Raw genomic sequence first — 18599 nt, forward strand, 5'->3', positions numbered from 1 at the left:
AATCCATGACGTCGAACATTTTCAGCATTCTGAATACCGCCAAACTGGGACTGCAAAGCCAGCAGTTGGCCATCGAGGTGACCGGCAACAACGTCGCCAACGTGCAGACGGAGGGCTACAGCCGCCAGACGGTGACATTCGAGCCGAACTCCCCGCGCAATTTCAACCTGGGGCAGATCGGCACGGGTGTGAAAACCTCCGGCATCGCAAGGTCGTTCGATCAGTTTCTGTTCAACCAGATTCTGAGCGAAAACCAGAGCCTCGGCAATTTCACCGTACGCCGGGACGTGTTCGAGAACCTGGAAATCCTGCTCAACGAAACGGAAGGCGTCGGCATAAACAGCCAGCTCAGCAATTTTTTCAGTGCACTGAGCGACCTGGCGAACAATCCCACCGGATTTTCCGAACGAACCAATGTGATCGCCGCAGGCGCCTCGCTGGCGCAATCGTTCAACAAACTGGGCAACTCCCTGGCGGAAGAACGGCTGAACCTCGACCGAAAGATCCAGGATGAGGTGACACAGATCAACAGTCTGCTCACTGAAATTGCACGCCTGAACGAAGCCATTCCCGCTCAGGACCTGACCGGCTTCGCCGCCAATGACCTGATGGACCAGCGCGATCAGCTGGTGAAAGAGCTGTCACAAAAACTCGATATCACGCGGGTCTCTTCCGGCGACGACCGGACGAACCTGACCCTGTCCGACGGCACACCGTTGGTCCTGGGTAACCAGACTTTCACACTGAGCACGCAGGCCAACGCCAACAATGGCGGGCTGAGCGACATTCTCGTTCAGGACACCGGGGGCGGCACCGTCAACATCACCAACACCATCCAGGGTGGAGAGGTACGCGGCCTTTTGGACATGCGCGACACCGAAGTGGCCAACGCGCTCGACCGCCTGGACCGGCTGGCCGCCAGCATCGTGACCGAGGTCAACCGCGTGCACCAGCAGGGCATCGGTACGGACGGCACCACCGGCAACGATTTTTTCACCACGCTACCCGTGACCCTTGCGGCCAACTCCGCCAACTCCGGAACAGGCAGCGTCACCATCACCAACGCCAGCTCGACCACCACCTCTACCGACAAGTTCCGCCTGACGTTCACCAACGCCACGGACTTTGACGTGGTGAACCTGACCACCGGCCAGAGCGTGGGCTCGTTTTCATATGCAGGCACGCCTATCAACCTGGGTGGCGGCTTTGCGGTGACGGTCACCGGCGCACCGACCGCGGGAGATGTGTTCGATTTTTCGACTTCCGCCAGCGCCGCTTCCAGCATGTCGGTTTCCACCACGCTTCTCGCCGATTCGCAGAAACTGGCGGCAGGACAAAACGGAACCACCGACGGCGACAACGCGCTGGCCCTGGCCGGGCTTCAGACACGCGGCATTTTTTCCGGAATCGGCTTTTCTTCCGGATCGGGCACGGTGACGTTCAACGATTTTTACAGCGGCCTCCTCAATAATGTTGGCAGCGGTTCGCGTTCCGCCCAGACCCTGGCGCAACAGCAGGAAGGAATCAAGCTGCAACTCGATATACGGCGGGAAAGTGTCTCCGGGGTGTCCATCGACGAAGAGATGATCAACCTCATCAAATTCCAACAGGCGTTTCAGGCTTCGGCCCGGATGATCAGCATCGTCGATGAGATGTTCGACATCCTCCAAAACCAGATATGAAACAGGGCCCAGATGGATTGACGGGCCGGGAGTGACCACATGGTAATGCGGGTGACCAACCAGGCGCAACAGGCGAACGCGCTGCGCAACCTGTTCCGCATCACAGAAGACCAGTTTCTCGCCAACCAGCGCATTTCCAGCGGCAAGCGCATCCTCGCGCCGTCGGACGATCCCCTGGGATTGCGGGACGCGCTCGGTTTGCGGGCCACCATCAGCCGCTCGGAACAGTTCAACCGCAACATCACGTTCAACCAGGTATTTGTCAACAGCGCCGACTCGGCACTGAGCAATGTGAGCACCAGCCTCACCCGCGCGCAGGAACTGGCCGTGAACAGCCTGAACGGACTCAACACCGCCGCCACGCGGCAGGCCGCGGCGGAAGAACTGGACCAGATCATCGGCACCGTGTTCCAGGCCGCCAACACGAAAGTCCAGGGACGCTTCCTGTTCTCCGGTACCGGTCTCGCTACCGAACCGTTTCAGCAAAACCCGGGCGCACTGGGCGCGCTGTACACCGGCGACGGCAACCGGCTGAACCTCGAAGTGGCGGACGGGCTGACCGTGCCCATCACCAAACCCGGATCGGAAGTGTTCGCGGTGGACCTCAATCCCGCGGTCACCACCGCCACGAATCTCAGCGATTTGAACGGCGGCGCGGGTGTGACCCTCGGCAGTCTTTCCATCACCGACCGTGCGGGCAACAACGCGGTGGTGAATCTTGGCGCGGCGACCACGGTGAACGACGTCATCGTCGCCATCAACGGCGCGGGCATCAATGTCACCGCCTCCATCAACAGCACCGGCGATGGGCTTTTGCTCACCGACACCAGCACCGCCATCACACAGGCGCTGACCGTCACGGAATCCGGCGGCGGAACCGTGGCGCAGGAGCTGGGCATCCTCGGCTCGCGAAACGGCAACCTGACCGGGCAGGACCTGAATCCCGTCATCACCACCGCCACCACCCTTGCCAGCCTGAACGGAGGCAACGGTCTGACGCTGGGCTCAGTGGACGTGACCAATGGATCGCTTTCCGGCACGGTGGACCTGAGCGGTGCGACGACCCTCAACGATGTCCTCACCACGCTCAACGGTGCAGGGCTGAACCTGACGGCGAGCATCAATTCTCAGGGCAACGGGCTCGACGTGGTTTCGTCCAACGCGAACACGACCGCGGTCATCGACGATGTCGCAGGCGGAAACACGGCCTCCATTCTCGGCATCGGCGGAAACAATGTATTTCTGGCTCTGGATACCCTGAAGCAGGCTCTGGAACGCGACGATACCGAGGGGATCTCGGCGTCATTGGACCTGTTGAATGCGAGCCGCGACAAGGTGAGTGATGTTCGCGCAGAATTCGGGGCGGTCAGCCGAACACTGGACCAGATGGAGGTCTTGAGCGGAGAGGATGTGGTGACACAAAAGGAACAGTTGTCTGATATCGAGGATGCGGATTTCGTCCAGGAGGCGGCCAACCTGGCAGCGCTCGAAACCGCCCTCCAGGCCACCCTCGCCGTCACAGCACGGGTCCTGCAACCCACGCTGCTGGACTTCCTGAATTAACCCGTTTTCACGCGGAACGTCCGGGTTCAGCGGGGACCGGTGCAGGAGAGTCCTGCCGGGACCTCACGGGCAGCCATAAGTGGACCGCGGTGCCCTTTTCTTCCTCGCTTTCCACTTCGATGAATCCGCCGTGCTGCTCCACGATGGTGTAGCAAACGGACAACCCAAGCCCGGTCCCTTTTTCCTCCGGTTTGGTGGTGAAAAACGGCTCGAAAATCTTGCTCAGGTTTTCCCGGGAAATGCCCACGCCGGTATCCCGGATCTCGATGTGAAAAAAGTTTTCCCGCCGGACGGGAATGCTCTCCGGGTCGAGGTACATGTCCTCCTTGCGCCGATTCTGCATGATCTCGCGTACGATTTTTTCCGTCCGCACAGTCAGCCTGCCTCCCTCCGGCATGGCGTGCCGGGCGTTGTTGAACAGGTTCAGGAACACCTGGCGCATGCGGTCGGGATCGGCACGCAGGTATACCTCCTCCTCGGTAAACTGCCGATCGAGCTCGATGCAATCCATACGCATCTCCTTTTCCAGGAGGGAAAGCACAAAGTCGAGTTCCTCGTTGAAGTCCACCTCCTGCAACTCCATGTTCCCCTTGCGCGAAAACCGCAGGAGGTCGCTCAGGATTTTGTCGATGCGAAAAATCTCCTCGCGCATGGAGCGGAAGTGCTCGTCCCGGGTGCCGTCTCCGGCTTGATCCCGCATCAACGTCTGGACGTGACCTGAAATGATGTTGAGTGGATTGAGCACCTCGTGGCACACCATGGCGGCAAGACGGCCGATACTCGCCAGCTTTTCCGAGCGGATGATGCTTTCCTGCGCAATCTGGAGTTTCTGCAACGACCCCTTCAGTTGATGGTTGGCTTCCATCAGCTTGTCATTGGCGCGCTTCAATTCTTCTTCCGCCCGCTCGCGCAAGTCCGCCTCGCGGCGCAACTGGATGGCCACCTCGATACAGCGGATCAAGGATTCGGCGGTGAGGTTGTTCTTCGACCGGTAGTCGGTGGCGCCGCATTTCATCGCTTCGGCGGCGACTTCCGGATCGCTTTGCCCGGTGAGGAAAATCACAGGATGGGGATACCCCTTACCCCGTACCTTCCGGAGGAGCTCGATCCCGTTGCCATTCTGCAGGCGGTAATCGAAAAGACAAATGTCGATCTGGTTTTGTTCGAGAGCGGCCGGAACTCCCTCAGGCGTGTCTATATGCGTGAGTTCACATATGAATTCCGGCTCGCTCGAAGTCAGCATGCTTCGAATGAGATATGCGTCCTCCGCATCATCCTCTACCAGCAGGATTCTCAAAGCCCTTTTCATCGTACCCTCTCCTTAAAAAGTACGCAGAAGAGTCAGGCTCTCTTCCACAAACGCAGGATAGGAAAAATCCTACACCACCCTTCGGAAAAACTAAATCCTTGGTATGAGGTTCAAGGATCGCTTCAGGCTCAACACATTATTGGTATGAACACATGATAACCCGTTATTTAAAAATAAAAAAGCAGTATTTTTCGGAAACAGGATAAAATACTACGCCTGAATAGTAAGTCTACGATTTATCTAAAAATTTAAACCCCTGATTAAAAAAATCGTTTCGCTCCTCACCCCGCGCAAATATGCAAAAATCAAATAACTTCCGAATACAAAATAAAATGGTTACATTTCCGATATGGTTGTTTTCTGTAATTGTGTCCGTCGTTTTTTTCACCCATTGCCATATCGGCCCTTCGGCACTGCTGAAGACCTGCGCACGATTCAGTTTTTTAATGGATCTGTCCAGGGTCGCACCCTATCCTTAACAATCCCATAAAGACCCGCATGGATTGCTTGGGATTGCGGCGGATCTCAAAATTTTTCAAATAATGAAACACATCCGCATTCTGCGATAATGGCCCCTTCGGGCTTATATCGGAACAATCTAAGTCGCTCTTTAGGGTTTTTTTATTTTTCATTCAAGTTGCCCCTCAAAACCATCCAAATTTGTTAGCCTGATCTGGAATCAAATATCAAGGAGACCTTCATGACCCGGACAAGCCCCTACACCCAACTCGATCCCCAATTTCTCTATCGCTGGTCGCCACGGGCTTTCCTCAGCGATCCCCTGGCCGATGAGGACATCATGACGTTGTTCGAAGCGGCGCGTTGGGCGCCGTCCTGTTTCAACGAACAGCCGTGGTTATTTGTGTACGGACGGGGGGATCGGCTCAAGGAGTTCCAGACGGCGCTGGTGGAGGGAAACCGAAAGTGGGCGGACAAGGCTCCTCTGCTCATCATCGTGTTCGCCCGCAACGATTTTGAAGAACGGGGCAAGCCCAACCACTGGGCGCAGTTCGATTCGGGGTCAGCATGGATGTCGCTCTGCCTTCAGGCGCAGAAGATGGGACTGGTCTGTCATGCCATGGGGGGCTTCATCAAGGACCGGGCGCACGCGGTGGCAAATGTGAGTGAGGACAATTTCACGGCAATGTGCGTGATTGCAGTCGGAAAACAGGGGCCGGCGGAAATTCTGGACGACGACCTGCGCGAACGGGAAGCTCCCAGCGACCGCAAGCCGCTGGCCGAGATCGCCCACGAAGGCCCGCTTCCCGGTTGATCCCGAAGGTGGACACGGTCACTTGTCTTTGCGTTGGCCCAACTGCGTGAACTTTTCAGGCTGGTGGCGCACGATCTTGCCTTCCACCAGGTAAATCACGTCTTCGGCGATGTTGGTGGCGTAGTCGGCGATGCGCTCCAGGTGGCGGGAGATGGAAATGTAGTTGATGAGGATCTCCACCTGGTCGGGGTCCTGCCTGATTTTCTCGTACACCCGCTGGTACACTTCACGGTTCATGGCATCGATCTCGTCGTCCGCCTGCCACACCTTGTGTGCGGTCACCGGATCCATGTTGATCAGGCAGTCGATGGACTGGCTCAGCATGGCGCGGGTTTTTTCTGCCATGGCGCTGAAGTCGAACGGCGGCTTGACGTTGCGTTTGCTCGCCAGGACGATGACGCGCTCGGCGATGTTCACCGCGAGGTCGGCCACGCGTTCCAGGTCGTTGTTGATCTTGAGGGCGGCGATGACGAATCGCAGGTCCCCCGCCACCGGCTGGTGCAGGGCCAGCACCTTCAGGCATTCTTCTTCCAGTTGCACCTCGGTGTTGTCCACGGCCTTGTCCTGTTCGATGATCTCCTGCGCCTGCTTCACGTCCAGCGCGGCCACCGACTTCATGACGCGGAGCACCATCTCCTCGACCTCCGCGCTCAGGCCCAGCAGTTGCTTTTTCAGAACATCGAGTTCGCGTTGAAAATGTTTGGTCATGAATCCCCGTTAAGAATCAACCAAAACGTCCGGTGATGTAGTCTTCCGTCCTCTTCTGGTCCGGTTGCGTGAATATTTTCTTGGTGGAACCGAATTCCACCAGGTCCCCCTCGTACAGAAACGCCGTCAAATCCGAAATTCGCGCCGCCTGCTGCATGTTGTGCGTGACGATGACGATGGTGTAGCGTGAACGCAGTTCCTGGATCAGGTCCTCGATGCGCGCCGTGGCGCGGGGATCGAGCGCGGAACAGGGCTCGTCCATCAGGATCACTTCCGGGTTCATGGCGATGGCGCGGGCGATGCACAGTCTCTGCTGCTGTCCGCCGGACAGTTTGAGCGCCGAGTCGCGCAGGCGGTCCTTCACCTCGTCCCACAACGCCGCCTTGCGCAGGGCCTCTTCGGCCAGGTCGTTCAGGTTGCCCTTGTAGCCGTTGATCTTCGGCCCCCACACCACGTTCTTGAATATGGACTTGGGAAACGGGTTCGGCCGCTGGAACACCATGCCGATCTTCTGCCGGATGAGGCCCGGGTCCACCTTTTTATCGTACAGGTTCTCGCCGTGGAATAACACTTCTCCTTCCACCCACGCGGTCGGGATGAAATCGTTCATCCGGTTGAACACGCGGAGCATGGAACTCTTGCCGCAACCGGAAGGACCGATGACTGCGGTCACCTGGTGCGACGGGACCTGGAGGTCGATGCCTTTCACCACGCGGAGGTCACCGTAATTGATACAAAGTTTCCGCGTCTCCAGAATGGTATTGCACTCTTCCAAACCAACCTCCCTCACGAATTATTTATACCTTTGCAGTTTTTCGCGAATGAACACCGCGCCCGCATTCATCGACAGCAGGAGCACGAGCAGCACAATGATGCCCGCGGCGGCGAGCCCGTGGAACTCCGCCTGCGGCCGGGCCGCCCAGTTGAAAATCTGCACCGGCAATGCGGTGAACGGATCTTCCGGCGTCTCCGGCGTGAACGCGACGTAACTCAACGCCCCGATCATGATCATGGGGGCGGTCTCGCCCATGGCTCGTGACAGGGCCAGGATGACGCCCGTCATGATGCCCGGCAGGGCGGACGGCAGCACCTGCCACCACACCACCTGCCAGCGGCGGGCGCCCAGCGCAAACGCGCCCTCCCGGATCGATGCCGGCACGGCACGGATCGCTCCCTGTGCGGCGATCACGATGACCGGGAGCACCAGCAGACTCATGGTCATGCTCCCCGCCCACAGGCTGCGGTCGAATCCCAGGAAACGGACAAAGATGGCCAGTCCCAGCACCCCGTAAAGGATGGAGGGCATGCCCGCCAGGTTGGCGATATTGATTTCGAAAATACGGAGCAGGCGGTTTTTCGGGGCGAACTCTTCCAGGTACACCGCCGTGGCCACGCCCAGCGGAATGGCGAACGCCGCCGTCATGCCGATCAGCCAGATGCTGCCCCACAGGGCGGACTTGAGTCCCGCCTCCTCCGGATGGCGCGAGGGGAAGCTGGTCAGGAAATTCCAGTCGAGCCAGACGAAACCCTCTTTCACCACGTGCGCCAGAAGGATGCCCAGCACGGCGACCGTCATCCACGTCACGGCGGAACAAAGCCGGATGAACCAGCGGTCGCGTTGTTTTCGTTTTTCGCGGAATTCGGTCACGAGTTGTATTGCTTCGATTTCAGAATGAAATGGTTGCCGATGATGTTCATGGTGAGCGTCATCAGGAACAACAACATGCCCACCGCGTACACGGTGTAGTACTCGACCCCGCCTGCAGGAATGTCCCCCAGGCTCACCTGCACGATGTAAGCCGTCATCGTCTGAATGCTTTCAAGGAAGCCGATCGACCAGTTCGGCGTCGCCCCGGCCGCCAGTGTGACCGCCATGGTCTCCCCCACCGCCCGCGACAATGCCAGGATGACCGCCGCGCCGATACGCGTGGCGGCGGCGGGAAGAATGATCTGCGACGTCACTTCCAGGTGCGTGCCCCCCAGGGCGTACGCGCCTTCGCGCAGGGTTCCGGGCAGTCCCCGGAAAGCGTCGTCGCACAGCGACGACACCATGGGCAGGATCATGATGCCCACCACGATGGCGGCACTGGCGGCGTTAAAAATATGCGTCTCGGGAAACACCATGCGGATCAGCGGGGTCACGAACGTCAGGGCGAAGTAACCGTACACCACCGTCGGAATGCCCGCCAGGATTTCCAGCACGGGCTTGATGACCGACCGCACGTTGTTGGAGGCAAACTCACTGAGGTAAGTGGCGATCAGCAACCCGAACGGCAGGGCGATGAGAATCGCCCCGAAAACGACTTTCATCGTCCCGGCCACCAGCGGCAGGACGCCGAACGATTTCGGCTCCAGCAGGGGCGCCCAGTTGGTCCCGAACAGGAATTCAGTGACCGGCACTTCGCGGAAGAACAGAAAGGATTCTTTGCCCAGTAGAAAGATGACCACCAGCGTGGTCATCAGGGTGACGCCCACGCAGAGCACGAGAATCCCGTGCACTGCGTGGTCCATCCACTTTGAAAACATGTTGTGTCCTGAAAGGTTCAGTTTCTGGCCAGCTTCAAGAGAGCATTCTCAAACCGCTCCAGGTGGTCGCGGTACATGGAATCCGGCAGGGGGATGTATCCCACTTCCCTGGAAAGCTCACCGGCGTTTTTGATATAGAACCGGATGAAGGCGTTCACCTCCGGCCGTTTCGCCGCCTCGACATTGACATAGATGAAGATGGGCCGCGACAGGGGCGAGTAGGTTCCCTGGTTGATGGTCTCCAGGGTCGGCTCCACCGGAGCCTTGTTGCCTTCCTGGATCGGCACGGCTTTCAGGATGTCCTTGTTCTCGACATAGTAGGCGAAACCGAAGAAACCCAGCGCGTACTTGTCTCCGGCCACACCCTTGACCAGCATGTTGTCGTCTTCACTTTTGGTGAAATCGGCACGGCTGGCCTGCGATTTGCCGTTGATGACTTCGGTGAAGTAATCGAAGGTACCGCTGTCGGTGCCCGGCCCGTACAGGCGCAGGGCCTTATCCGGCCACCCGTCCCGGACGTCCGCCCAGGTTTTCACGGAGCTGCCCGGTTCCCAGATTTTCTTCAACTCGTCGGTGGTCAGGTGATCCACCCAGGTGTTGGCCTGGTTGACTACCACCGTCAACCCGTCATAGGCAACCGGCAACTCGAGGTATTGGATGTTGTTCTTTTTTGCCTTGTCGATTTCCCTTTGCTTGATCGGGCGGGAGGCGTCGTTGATGTCCGTTTCGCCCGCCGTGAATTTCTTGAATCCGCCACCGGTACCCGAAACACCGACGGTCACGCGAACGCGGGCGTAGTCGCGGTTTTTACTGAACTCTTCGGCCACCGCCTCGGAAATGGGGAACACGGTGCTCGATCCGTCGATGCGGACGGTGCCGCGCAGTTTTTCGCCCGCCAGGGCCATGGTAGAAGCGCCCAAAACCAGCGCCACCATCAAAATTCGGGGTATCCAGCGATACATGGGAGTGATCTCCTCAAAAGGGAAAATGGTTTTGCCTTCGTTCGGAAACAAGGTACTCCACCAATGTTAGGGGTTTGTTAGAGCCCGGTTTAAATTCGGATGGATTCGGGCCGGGAAACCCCCGGCATATTCAGGAGTTGTCGTTACATGCTTGATCTTGCAGGAGATGGTCGATCACCCGCCCTCTCCGGTCATACACGTAGGTGCAACAGGAATCGAGCGCCTGCTTCAATTTCTTTTTGGCGCGCTGGTGGCGCGACTTGGCGGCGGCGAGGGTGATCCCCAGTTCCTCCGCCGCCTGCTTCTGCGTCCGGTCCTCGAACTCGATGCGGGTCAGGATGTCACGGTCCGCCGCTTCCAGCGTTTTCAGGAAGTGCAGGAGGCAGGCCTGGATGGCCTCGCGCTCCCCGGCTGCAGAACCCCGGTCACCGGGTGCGGGGTCGGCGGCGTCCCCTTCAATGTCCCCCGGTGGCGCTTCGATTTTGCGCGAGCGGTAGTGGTCGATGATGCGGTTGCGCGCGATCCGGTAGAGCCACGGCACCAGCTTGTCGCGGTCCTTGAGACGCGGCAGGCTCTCGTGCATCTTGAGAAAGATGTCCTGCGTGATCTCGTCGGCATCGGCCGCCGAGCCCACCCGCCCCATCACGAACGCACGGATGCGGCCGTACAGCGATTCAATGTCCACAGCAGGCAGGGTTCCCATGGTGTCCCTCGGTTGGCCGGAGCACGGCAAACACTTCCCATGCGTTGCCGTCGGGGTCGTGCACCCAGACCTTGTCCTGAACAGAATAACAACATTCCGTCTGCATCTCCAACTCGGTGGAAAGACCCAGGGTGCGCAACCGCTCTTCCTGATTCTCCACCGCAGCGGTCACAGGCACCTGGATGCCCAGATGGCTGATGCGGTTGCCGGAAACCCGCGGCACGCGGTTCAGGGTGAAGTTGAGCGGGGGTTGCCGGACATCGAATTTGGCGTAGCCGTTTTCCAGCTTCATCGGCGGCACCCCGAAAAGTGCTTCATAAAACCGCACGCTGTCGTCGAAATGCCCGGTGTTGAGGGCAAGGTGCATTTTACTGTCAGTTCCAACGTTCATTCTGCGTCTCCTTCGTTTAAGGGTTCACCCACAAAGACGAACGAGCCGCAAAAAGGATGCACCCCACCACGTGGGGAGAATACGAGGTACTGCATGGAGGCCGGGGCCCCGCTCATGCCCGGAGGAAATACGTTGTTTTAACTGCCGGATTTTATTTTTCCGAAAAGATGCTGGTCGAGGACCTCGCCGTCTTTCACCACGCTGGCCTGCAAAACCCCTTCCCGCACGAACCCGGCTTTTTCCAGCACACGCATGGAGGCGGCGTTGTTGGAAAACACGCCTGCCCACAAACGAATCCATTCCCCGCCCGCCAGCAGGTGATCGGAAAACGTTTGCACGACGCCGGTCATGATGCCCCTTCCGTGATACGGCTCGGCCAGCCAGAATCCCAGTTCCGCCGAATACCGGTGCACGTCCTGGCCGGGCTGGCACCCGATGGTGCCGATGGCCTCGCTTTCCGTCGCGATGGCGAAGGTGCGCGGCGGGTATTCCCGCGTTACCTGGTCGAGAAATCCCTCGGCGTCTTCCCGCGTGTACGGGTGCGGGAACCAGTCGCGCAGCTGTTTCCAGATTCGGTAGTTGTTCGCATGGCGGGCGATGGATTCGGCATCCCCGCCCCGGAACCGGCGGACCTGGTAGCCATCGAACTGCAACAACGGATCGCTGAAAGGAAAGGTTTCGGAAGCCATGTCATTAGCCGGGAAATTCGATTAACATAACCGCTGACAAAGTTTGGAGAATTTCAGTCCTGCGGCTCCGGCATATTATGGATTGAAAGTTCATTCCAGGTACAATCCGTTTCCCGCCGGGGTCATCCGGTCATACTAACCCGATTGTCGCCCATGCAGGAATCCCAACTTCCGCAAAAATCCGACCCGGCACACACCCGCTGCGATACGTGGTGGACGCTGGGAATCCTGGCGGCGGTGTGGACCTGCCGCGCCGTGGCGGCGGCGGTGGTGCCCATCATGGACGAAACCGAGGCGCGCTATGCGGAGATCGCGCGCAAGATGGTGGAGACGGGCGACTGGATCATGCCGCAGTTCGATTACGGCGTGCCCTTCTGGGGCAAGCCGCCACTCTCCACCTGGTTCTCCGCCACCGGCATCGCTCTCTTCGGCCCGGGGGAGCTGGGTCCGCGCCTGCCCATCCTCGTCCTGTCCGCCGCCCTCCTGGTTCTGTTCTGGCGGTTCGTGAAGGAGTGTGCGGACGCCACCACCGCGCACCTCGCCACCCTCCTGCTGGCCACCAGCTCCATTTTTTTCGCCGCCGCCGGAGCGGTGATGACCGACCTCGTCCTCCTGTTTTCGCTGTTCGTGGTGATGAGCGCCTGCTGGCGTTTCACGAGGGAGTGGAATCCAAAACACGCACGCTGGATGTTCGCCGGCATCGGCATCGGTCTGCTCACCAAGGGACTCATGGTGATCGCGGTCGGCGGACTCCCCATCGCGGCCTGGCTGGTCCTCACCCGGAAATGGAAACCGTTCTTGACGAAACTTCCGTGGGGAACGGGACTCCTCATTGCCGCGGTCATTGCGGTGCCGTGGTACGTCGCGGCGGAGATGCGGACGCCGGGATTCCTGAATTATTTTTTCATCGGCGAACACTTCAACCGCTTTCTCGTGCCGGGTTGGGAAGGCGACCGCTACGGCTTCGCGCACGCGCAACCGTTGGGCATGATCTGGGGGTTCTACCTGCTGGGGCTGGCGCCGTGGATCGTGCTGGTGCCCGCATGCCTGCTGATCACGCGCCGCAAACCGGAATGGATGCAATGGCGCGAACAAAAGGGAGACCAAGGCGAGTTCATCCTGTTCCTGTTGTGCTGGATGCTGGTCCCCGCCGTGTTCCTGACATTTGCGCGCAACATCATCTGGACCTATTCCCTTCCCGCCGCGCCGCCCGCCGCGATTCTACTGGCGCTGTCTTTGCACGCTGTACCGTCACCCTCCAAAGTCCTGCGCACGGTTCAGGTGACAACGGCGGTGATGATCGCAGGGTTGACGGGCTATCTCTTGTTCGCGGTGCAGAAGGACACCGCCTGGCCCCTGCCCACGCACAAGAGCGTGGTCGCGGAATACAACAGGGTGTGTGACGGCGACCCGGACTGCCGGCTGTGGGTGTTCGGCGAACGTTCGTTTTCCGCCGAGTACTACACGCGGGGAAAAACCAAACGTACGGAACGGGTGAACTTCCTGCTTCACGACTCGCGCGGAAACAAACGCGATTACCTCGCGGCGCGCGATCACCTGCTCGACCGCCTGCATCCATCCGAAAAGAATCACCTGAAACCGGTGGCCCGGTTTGGCGACCTCGCCTTATGGCGGGTTGAGCGGTGAACGGGACAGGGCAGGATTTATAACGGATTCGGCGGGTAGTGGAATTCGTACATCGGGTTGGGGTGGGGCCGCCCTTCCCCGCCCGGCGCAGTGGCGGTGGGCCCGCGGTGTTTCGCCAGGTAATCGAGTATGGATTTGCGCACCTGCGGTTCCAGTTCCCACAGGCCCTGCTTCTCCTGCATCCAGGTGATGAGCGCATCCCATTCGCTTCGGCTCATGCGGTTCTGCAGAATGAGCGCGGCGTTGTGACACACCGTGCAGTTGGCAATGACCTCGTCGCGCCCTTTGCCCTCAGGCAACCCGGCGTTGGGGTCGATTTCATCCGCCCACAGGGGAGGCGCGGCCCATACGACGAACACAAAAACAAGAAGGACTCTCCATCCAGGAAGCGGCGGTTTCATCTTACGGTCACCGCAATGCGGTGCATGGCGTTGTTGAGGTAACCCGACGGATTCCATCCCGGCACCACCATCGGTTGCATGACGCCCATCTCGTCCGTGGCGCGCGCCCACACTTCGTAATAGCCCGGCGCGGGAAACCGCACCTGCGTCTGCCAGCGTTGCCAGGCGTAACGGTTGACCGGTTCCTTCAACTGCGCCACCTGCCACGTCGCACCAAAATCGACCGACACGTGCACCGCCGCCACCGAGCGGTCCCCCGCCCAGGCGTGACCGCGCACGAACAGGGGTTGGCCTTTTTGGATTTCGATCCCGGTCTGGGGATGCGTGATGAGCGACTTCACCGGCATCGATTCGATGATTTCCATATTCTCCTCCGGCACCGGCGTGCCGGGTTTCACCGGGTAACGCGGCACGCGGTAGTGATCCATCTTCTGCCCGTCGTGGACGCGGTCGCGCACCCAGATGCGCTTCAGCCATTTGGGAGACGTCGATCCCGGCCAGCCGGGTGTGACCAGCCGCAACGGAAACCCGTTCAGGAGCGGCAGGGGTTCGTCGTTCATCGCCCACGCAACCAGCGTGTGTTCGTCCATCGCCTTGGCGATGGGGGTGCCGCGCGAAATCGACACCTTGTCCGGCTGACCCGACAGGTGCGAGTCCGCGCCGTAATACCCGGTGTACACGGCGGAAGCTTGGATGCCTGCGGCGTTCAACACATCACCCAGACGCACGCCGGTGAAGCGCGCGCAGCCAATGGCTCCGAACCGCCACTGGTTGCCTTTCGCCGATGGATAAAATCCGGCGCGGCCGTTGCCGCCGCACTCGATCTGCAACGCCAGCGTGTGGTGCTTGAACTTGCGTTTCAATTCATCGAGCGTGAGGGTGAGCGGCCGGTGCACTTCGCCGTCCACGGTGAGAGTCCACGCGCCGGGGTTGTCGGTCTCGCCGGGAGGCAGGCCGTTGTTGCGCACGAAAAAATGTTCTTTCGGCGTGAAATCGGCGTCGAGCAGGTGCGGCGGCGGTTCGGCATTGATCGGCCGGTCATTGTGCACGATCAACCCGTTTTTGCCTTCGATGACGGGAGTGGAATCGGATTCGGCGAGCGCGACGGGGAGCCATCCCTGCGGCAGGAACCGCGCATGAGGAAGGTGCGCGCCGATGGTGAGCGCCATGAAGGCGAGGCCCGTGTCTTTCAGGAAACCGCGGCGGGAAACGGGATCCGCCTCGCGTCCCCACAATTCCCAGTCGGCTTTTTCGGGATCGTCACGGTAAAGCTCAAACAAACCGCGTTCTTTTTTTCCGGGCATTCTCACCCTCCATAAAGGGCAACGCACTCAATTAGAGAATACCGCTTTCAAGCAGGAAAACAAAAACATAAATGGAAGGGAAAAACCGTTTCCCGCATCCGTTCGTGGGAAGTGTACTGAATGGCGAGCAGTCAGTGACTGAGCACCGCGCGGTAACGCACGTTGCCCTGCTTGAGCTTTTCTATCGCGTCGTTGACCTGCGAGAACCTGAACTGCTCGACCACCGGCTGGATGCCGTGGCGCCTGCAGAATTCCAGCATGGTGGCGATGGTGGCGGGGCTCCCCACCGGCGAGCCGGAAACCGAACGCTGCCCGATGAGCAGCGGAAATATTTGCAGGTCGAGCGGCTCCAGCGTGGCGCCGACGAAATGCAGGCGCCCGCGCGGCTTGAGCGCGTTGACGTACAGGTTCCAGTCGAGCTTCACGTTGACCGTGGAAATGATGAGGTCGAACGACCCCGCCGCGGCTTCGACGGCTTTCGGATCGCGCGAGTTGACGACATGGTGCGCGCCCATCCCGCGTGCTTCTGTTTCTTTGGCCGTATCGGAAGTGAACGCCGTCACCTCACATCCCCACTTGCTTGCGAACTGAAGCGCCAGGTGGCCCAGCCCGCCGATGCCGATGACCGCAACATGGTCGGTGGGCTCGATGCCGAACTGCACGAACGGATTGAATACGGTGATGCCGCCGCAGAACAGCGGGCCGACGGCCGCGAGGTCCAGGCCGTCGGGCAGAGGCACCACGCTGTGCGCCCGGGCGCGGACCCTGTCGGCGAACCCGCCGTGATGACCGACGATCGTCTCCTGCGGCGCGGCGCACAGGTTGTGGTCGCCGGTGGAACAGGAACCGCACGTCCCGCAAAATCCCGCGTGCCAGCCCAGTCCCACGTGCTGGCCCACCTCCAGGTTGCGCACCGCATCGCCCTTCTTACCGATGCGCCCGACGACTTCGTGACCCGGCACCACGGGAAACTGCGTGATGCCCCAGTCGTTGTTGACGACGCTGACATCGCTGTGGCACAGGCCGCAGTGCAGGACGTCGATCTCCACCTCATCGGACGGCAGGACGCCGGGATCGTATTCGAACGGTTCGAGCGGCTCACCCGCCTGTTTCGCGGCGTAGGCGTTGATCATGTCATCGGTCTCCTGAGATAAAAAAGGGGATGGAATTTATTGATTCCCGGACCATCGTTCGTCTTCCGGGAATCTCTTCAATAAAATGTCAGCGTTGGATCCGTCCGCTCCGCGCCGGGCGCGGTTCGCTCCACGCCGGGTGAGGTCAGTCTTCGGCCATGGCTTCGGAAAATTCGAAAATCAGGTTGAGCGCGCCGACGACGCGGGTGCGGTCCTTGTCCAATCCATCCATATCCTCGATCGACTCCTCGCAACCGCTTTCCTTCAATACGTCGCGCACCGTGCGTCCGTCGGGGAGCACACCGTCAAGACTTCTGAAAGCGGTCATTTCCTGTCTGGCGTGTTCGACGATCACCTCGTAATCGTCGACCGCGTGGATGGACTTGTAGGTTTGCAGGGATTTCGGGATCTGTCCCGAGTATTCATTCAATATGGGATGGACGGTACCCATGATTCGACACACTCCTCTTTATAAAAGGAACCGGGGAACGCCAAACCCATCCCCGGTTCGAAAGTTTGAGATTCGATCCCCGATTCTACGACAGGCGGAAGGTGACTGTCAGTAAAAGAAGTGAGGCCGGGAATTTCCCACCGGTTTCACTCAGCGGCCGCTCATCCCGCTGAACGGAATACCGGAGAGATCGCTCATCTCGCGTTTCCACGTGCTCAGGTCGCGTAGCGAAAACCGATTCAGATGTTCGTGGCCGCAGGCGCGCGCCATGACCTGCATCAACTCCACCGACGCGTTTAGAAACCGGGTCAGCCGTTTCGGGGCTTCTTGCGTGTCCAGGATCTTTCTGCGTTCCGGATCCTGAGTGGCGATGCCCGCCGGGCAGTTGTTGGTGTGGCAGATGCGTGCGGCCACGCACCCGATGGCCTGCATCGCCGCGTTGGAAAGGGCGATGGCGTCGGCTCCCATCGCCAGCGCCTTCACGAAATCGGGCGGCGTGCGCAAACCGCCGGTGATGATGAGCGTCACGTGGTCGTAGCCTTTGTCGTCGAGGTACCGCCGGGCACGCGCCAGTGCCGGGATGGTGGGCACGGAGATGTGGTTGCGAAACAACAAAGGCGCGGCGCCCGTGCCGCCTCCGCGTCCATCGACGATGATGTAATCCGCTCCGGCCTGCACCGCGAACTCGATGTCGTCTTCAATGTGCTGCGCCGAGGTTTTGAATCCGATGGGAATGCCGCCCGTGACCTCACGCACGCGGTCGGCGAATTTCTTGAAGTCACCCACCGAATGCAGGTCGGTGAAGGTCGGCGGCGAGACGGCATCCTGCCCCGGTTCCAGTCCGCGGATTTCCGCGATGCGTTCGGTGACTTTCCTTCCCGGCAGGTGGCCGCCGGTTCCGGTCTTCGCGCCCTGCCCGCCTTTGAAGTGGAACGCCTGCACCTTTTTGAGAAGCTCTTCCTTGTAACCGAACTGCGCCGACGCCAGTTCGTAAAAATAACGTGAGTTGTTTTCCTGTTCTTCCGGCAGCATGCCGCCCTCACCGGAACAGATGCCCGTGCCCGCGGCCTCCGCCCCCTGTGCCAGCGCGATCTTCGCTTCCTCCGACAGCGCGCCGAAACTCATGTCCGAGACAAGCAGGGGGATTTTCAGGGTGAGCGGTTTTTTGGCGCGCGGCCCGATGACGACTTCGGTGCCGACCTCGATTTTTTCCTGCAGGGGTTGCTGAGAAAACTGAGCGGTCAAAATCTGGATGTCGTCCCAGCGCGGCAACTCCGGCGCGGGCACGCCCATCGCCGCCACCTCGCCGTGGGGCCCGACGCGTTCCAGCCCGTTCTGGGCGAGTTCGTGAATGTACTTGACGGTCGGCTCTTCCTTCGTCGGTTTGACTCCGGACTCCCCGGCGTCGCTTTCATTCTGCGAGTCGGCATCCGCCTCCTGTCCTTCTTCCCCGTCTTCGGACAGGGAGGAATGCGTGCCGTCGCAGTACGGCGCGTCTTTCGTGTGCTTGCACATGCACAGGTACGCCGTTTCGTCCTTGTCTGCCTTGAACATTTTCGGCTGGAACGAGGTCCCCTTGTGCGAGCCGTCGCAGAACGGCTGGGTTTTGGACCGGCCGCAGGAACACCAGGCGTACACCTTGCCTGCTTTCAGTTGCACTTCAGTGGGTTGGGTGTCGGCCACCACGGGTTTGTCCACGATGCGCTCCTTTAAATATTCATTATATGAAGTGACCTCAGTGTATCAAGGCCTGCCGGAGTGGGCCAATGTTTATGCGCGGTGGTGAAACCCCATGCGTTTTTTTTATAAAGCGGCGGGCTTCACAGGTATGGATGAAACGCTTGAAAGATTGAGGAC

General features: G+C 59.8%; 18 protein-coding genes. 4 read left to right on the plus strand and 14 right to left on the minus strand.

What is annotated here, in order from left to right:
• Positions 1–5 precede the first annotated feature (5 nt).
• Complete coding sequence (gene flgK / locus ACTRW9_RS10045) at positions 6–1682, plus strand: flagellar hook-associated protein FlgK (protein WP_442429221.1); 1677 nt, start codon at positions 6–8, stop codon at positions 1680–1682.
• A 39-nt stretch (positions 1683–1721) separates the two neighbouring features.
• Positions 1722–3245: a flagellar hook-associated protein FlgL gene (flgL, locus tag ACTRW9_RS10050; RefSeq protein ID WP_442429222.1), complete on the plus strand. Its 1524-nt coding sequence runs from the start codon at positions 1722–1724 to the stop codon at positions 3243–3245.
• A 7-nt stretch (positions 3246–3252) separates the two neighbouring features.
• Here flgL and ACTRW9_RS10055 read toward each other — a convergent pair whose 3' ends face one another.
• Positions 3253–4554 carry an ATP-binding protein gene (locus ACTRW9_RS10055; RefSeq protein WP_442429223.1) on the minus strand — a complete coding sequence of 434 codons (1302 nt, stop codon included), beginning with the start codon at positions 4552–4554 and terminating at the stop codon, positions 3253–3255.
• 700 nt (positions 4555–5254) lie between these two features.
• Here ACTRW9_RS10055 and ACTRW9_RS10060 point away from each other — a divergent pair.
• Complete coding sequence (locus ACTRW9_RS10060; RefSeq protein ID WP_442429224.1) at positions 5255–5827, plus strand: nitroreductase family protein; 573 nt, start codon at positions 5255–5257, stop codon at positions 5825–5827.
• A gap of 18 nt (positions 5828–5845) precedes the next feature.
• On the opposite strand, the gene phoU is transcribed toward ACTRW9_RS10060, so the two are convergent.
• From phoU to ACTRW9_RS10100, 8 genes are all read right to left on the minus strand, one after another.
• The gene (gene phoU, locus ACTRW9_RS10065; RefSeq protein WP_442426105.1) at positions 5846–6535 is read right to left on the minus strand and encodes a phosphate signaling complex protein PhoU; all 690 of its coding nucleotides are present in this window, start codon (positions 6533–6535) and stop codon (positions 5846–5848) included.
• A gap of 16 nt (positions 6536–6551) precedes the next feature.
• A complete protein-coding gene (gene pstB / locus ACTRW9_RS10070; protein ID WP_442429225.1) occupies positions 6552–7310 on the minus strand; it encodes a phosphate ABC transporter ATP-binding protein PstB in 759 nt (252 codons plus the stop codon).
• Between the two features lie 18 nt (positions 7311–7328).
• Positions 7329–8183, minus strand: coding sequence for a phosphate ABC transporter permease PstA (gene pstA / locus ACTRW9_RS10075; RefSeq protein WP_442429226.1), 855 nt, complete (start codon positions 8181–8183; stop codon positions 7329–7331).
• A complete protein-coding gene (pstC, locus tag ACTRW9_RS10080) occupies positions 8180–9061 on the minus strand; it encodes a phosphate ABC transporter permease subunit PstC (RefSeq protein ID WP_442429227.1) in 882 nt (293 codons plus the stop codon). The genes pstA and pstC overlap by 4 nt, the downstream gene beginning before the upstream one ends.
• Positions 9062–9078: 17 nt before the next feature.
• Positions 9079–10023, minus strand: a complete 945-nt coding sequence (locus ACTRW9_RS10085; RefSeq protein WP_442429228.1) for a PstS family phosphate ABC transporter substrate-binding protein — start codon at positions 10021–10023, stop codon at positions 9079–9081.
• Between the two features lie 130 nt (positions 10024–10153).
• Positions 10154–10726 carry a sigma-70 family RNA polymerase sigma factor gene (locus tag ACTRW9_RS10090; RefSeq protein WP_442429229.1) on the minus strand — a complete coding sequence of 191 codons (573 nt, stop codon included), beginning with the start codon at positions 10724–10726 and terminating at the stop codon, positions 10154–10156.
• Complete coding sequence (locus ACTRW9_RS10095; RefSeq protein WP_442429230.1) at positions 10698–11117, minus strand: ArsI/CadI family heavy metal resistance metalloenzyme; 420 nt, start codon at positions 11115–11117, stop codon at positions 10698–10700. The genes ACTRW9_RS10090 and ACTRW9_RS10095 overlap by 29 nt, the downstream gene beginning before the upstream one ends.
• Positions 11118–11254: 137 nt before the next feature.
• The gene (locus tag ACTRW9_RS10100) at positions 11255–11806 is read right to left on the minus strand and encodes a GNAT family N-acetyltransferase (RefSeq protein ID WP_442429231.1); all 552 of its coding nucleotides are present in this window, start codon (positions 11804–11806) and stop codon (positions 11255–11257) included.
• A gap of 153 nt (positions 11807–11959) precedes the next feature.
• On the opposite strand from ACTRW9_RS10100, the gene ACTRW9_RS10105 reads away from it, so the two are divergent.
• The gene (locus ACTRW9_RS10105; RefSeq protein WP_442429232.1) at positions 11960–13453 is read left to right on the plus strand and encodes an ArnT family glycosyltransferase; all 1494 of its coding nucleotides are present in this window, start codon (positions 11960–11962) and stop codon (positions 13451–13453) included.
• Positions 13454–13470: 17 nt separating this feature from the next.
• Here the strand turns inward: ACTRW9_RS10105 and ACTRW9_RS10110 are convergent, their stop codons facing one another.
• From ACTRW9_RS10110 to ACTRW9_RS10130, 5 genes are all read right to left on the minus strand, one after another.
• Positions 13471–13854 carry a hypothetical protein gene (locus tag ACTRW9_RS10110; protein ID WP_442429233.1) on the minus strand — a complete coding sequence of 128 codons (384 nt, stop codon included), beginning with the start codon at positions 13852–13854 and terminating at the stop codon, positions 13471–13473.
• The gene (locus tag ACTRW9_RS10115) at positions 13851–15158 is read right to left on the minus strand and encodes a sulfite oxidase (RefSeq protein ID WP_442429234.1); all 1308 of its coding nucleotides are present in this window, start codon (positions 15156–15158) and stop codon (positions 13851–13853) included. Before ACTRW9_RS10115 ends, ACTRW9_RS10110 begins: the two co-directional genes overlap by 4 nt.
• Before the next feature lie 131 nt (positions 15159–15289).
• On the minus strand, positions 15290–16291 hold the full coding sequence (gene ahr / locus ACTRW9_RS10120; RefSeq protein ID WP_442429235.1) for an NADPH-dependent aldehyde reductase Ahr: 1002 nt from the start codon (positions 16289–16291) through the stop codon (positions 15290–15292).
• A gap of 145 nt (positions 16292–16436) precedes the next feature.
• The gene (locus ACTRW9_RS10125; RefSeq protein ID WP_442426118.1) at positions 16437–16742 is read right to left on the minus strand and encodes a hypothetical protein; all 306 of its coding nucleotides are present in this window, start codon (positions 16740–16742) and stop codon (positions 16437–16439) included.
• 150 nt (positions 16743–16892) lie between these two features.
• Positions 16893–18440 (minus strand): glutamate synthase-related protein, encoded by a 1548-nt coding sequence (locus tag ACTRW9_RS10130; protein WP_442429236.1) that lies wholly within the window; start codon positions 18438–18440, stop codon positions 16893–16895.
• Positions 18441–18599: the final 159 nt, after the last annotated feature.

The sequence above is a fragment of the Nitrospina sp. 32_T5 genome (assembly GCF_052156635.1).
Lineage (GTDB): Bacteria > Nitrospinota > Nitrospinia > Nitrospinales > Nitrospinaceae > Nitrospina.

Bases quoted from the DNA above. Each gene is read 5' to 3' on its own strand.
- flgK (WP_442429221.1), top strand. From the start codon at position 6: ATGACGTCGAACATTTTCAGCATTCTGAATACCGCCAAACTGGGACTG.
- flgL (WP_442429222.1), top strand. From the start codon at position 1,722: ATGGTAATGCGGGTGACCAACCAGGCGCAACAGGCGAACGCGCTGCGC.
- ACTRW9_RS10055 (WP_442429223.1), bottom strand. From the start codon at position 4,554: ATGAAAAGGGCTTTGAGAATCCTGCTGGTAGAGGATGATGCGGAGGAC.
- ACTRW9_RS10060 (WP_442429224.1), top strand. From the start codon at position 5,255: ATGACCCGGACAAGCCCCTACACCCAACTCGATCCCCAATTTCTCTAT.
- phoU (WP_442426105.1), bottom strand. From the start codon at position 6,535: ATGACCAAACATTTTCAACGCGAACTCGATGTTCTGAAAAAGCAACTG.
- pstC (WP_442429227.1), bottom strand. From the start codon at position 9,061: ATGTTTTCAAAGTGGATGGACCACGCAGTGCACGGGATTCTCGTGCTC.
- ACTRW9_RS10085 (WP_442429228.1), bottom strand. From the start codon at position 10,023: ATGTATCGCTGGATACCCCGAATTTTGATGGTGGCGCTGGTTTTGGGC.
- ACTRW9_RS10090 (WP_442429229.1), bottom strand. From the start codon at position 10,726: ATGGGAACCCTGCCTGCTGTGGACATTGAATCGCTGTACGGCCGCATC.
- ACTRW9_RS10095 (WP_442429230.1), bottom strand. From the start codon at position 11,117: ATGAACGTTGGAACTGACAGTAAAATGCACCTTGCCCTCAACACCGGG.
- ACTRW9_RS10100 (WP_442429231.1), bottom strand. From the start codon at position 11,806: ATGGCTTCCGAAACCTTTCCTTTCAGCGATCCGTTGTTGCAGTTCGAT.
- ACTRW9_RS10105 (WP_442429232.1), top strand. From the start codon at position 11,960: ATGCAGGAATCCCAACTTCCGCAAAAATCCGACCCGGCACACACCCGC.
- ACTRW9_RS10110 (WP_442429233.1), bottom strand. From the start codon at position 13,854: ATGAAACCGCCGCTTCCTGGATGGAGAGTCCTTCTTGTTTTTGTGTTC.
- ACTRW9_RS10115 (WP_442429234.1), bottom strand. From the start codon at position 15,158: ATGCCCGGAAAAAAAGAACGCGGTTTGTTTGAGCTTTACCGTGACGAT.
- ahr (WP_442429235.1), bottom strand. From the start codon at position 16,291: ATGATCAACGCCTACGCCGCGAAACAGGCGGGTGAGCCGCTCGAACCG.
- ACTRW9_RS10125 (WP_442426118.1), bottom strand. From the start codon at position 16,742: ATGGGTACCGTCCATCCCATATTGAATGAATACTCGGGACAGATCCCG.